Here is a 405-nt window from a genome sequence, read left to right as displayed (position 1 = left end):
GATACACTCGTGATTTTAACTGGATGGCGTTCTGAATTGCCTTACGCAACTGTCCAATCGGCTGGCTAATCTGGCTAATGTAATTGTAAAATTTATCCATTAGCGGTTTGACATGGATTTGCCGCTGCACTAACTTCTCATTGGCCGTTTGATAACTCAACTGGTTTTCCGAATGGAAAACCTGACTAAGAAGAGTTATTGCTTGTTGCGCTTTGGACGCCTTCATTGTTTTTGGCAGTGCTTTGACCAATTTGACAAATTCTCGTCGAATATGCACTAAGCACGAACCAAATTTTGCTTGCGGATAGAGTTGATTACTATACCCTTTATACCCATCGCACATGATAATACCCGGATAATTATTACCGACTATTTGTCCAATGATTCTACCAGAACGCGTATTGG

1 protein-coding gene is annotated in these 405 nt (G+C 41.0%); it reads right to left on the bottom strand.

The window, feature by feature from the left end:
* A partial coding sequence (locus tag QOS06_RS10745) for an IS66 family transposase (protein WP_283596066.1) occupies window positions 1-405 on the bottom strand: 405 nt, incomplete at both ends.

This window comes from Limosilactobacillus sp. DJ3M12 (assembly GCF_947381695.1).
Classification (GTDB): Bacteria; Bacillota; Bacilli; order Lactobacillales; family Lactobacillaceae; genus Limosilactobacillus; species Limosilactobacillus kinnaridis.
The sequence above is the reverse complement of the archived record's forward strand: the minus strand, read 5'-3'. Positions and strand labels throughout refer to the sequence as shown.